Origin of the sequence: Pseudomonas sp. P7779, assembly GCF_013386315.1 — a bacterium.
Lineage (GTDB): Bacteria > Pseudomonadota > Gammaproteobacteria > Pseudomonadales > Pseudomonadaceae > Aquipseudomonas.
Map to the genome: position 1 here is coordinate 1 of NZ_JACARZ010000219.1, position 527 is coordinate 527.

A 527-nucleotide genomic window follows, 5' to 3' on the forward strand; every position below is an offset into this window, starting at 1 on the left:
GGCGGGTAGTGCCTGGGCTCATCGGGCGTACTTCTGCTTCGAGGATGCCCTTAGCGTAGTTGCTGATAACGGCTTATGTGGCCTGGCTGTGAACGATGCGGTTGCGCCCGGAATGCTTGGCGTCATACAGCGCCCGATCGGCACTCAGCAGCAGCTCTTCCAGCGAGCCACGGCTGCGTTTGTCCCAGGTACTGAGCCCGACGCTGACGGTGACCGACAGCGCGTCGCCGTCCGCCGGTGGCAAGTGCTCCACCGCACTGCGGATATGTTCGGCGATGGTGCTTGCGCCCTCGCCGTCGGTATCCGGCAGGATCACCGCGAACTCTTCACCGCCGTAGCGCGCGGCCAGGTCGGCGGGGCGACGAATATTGCTGCCGATGACCCGGGCCACGTTGCGCAAGGCCTCATCGCCACCCTGGTGACCATGGCGGTCGTTGAAGGCCTTGAAGTGGTCGACATCAATCATCAGCAAGGCCAGTGGCTCGCCTGAGCGTTGCGCGCGCTCCCATTCCAGGCGCAGGCGCTGG

1 protein-coding gene is annotated in these 527 nt (G+C 65.1%); it reads right to left on the reverse strand.

What is annotated here, in order from left to right; translation table 11 throughout:
• Positions 1-73: 73 nt before the first annotated feature.
• Positions 74-527: GGDEF domain-containing protein (locus tag HX869_RS31270; protein ID WP_178904188.1), on the reverse strand; the 454-nt coding region annotated here is incomplete at its 5' end.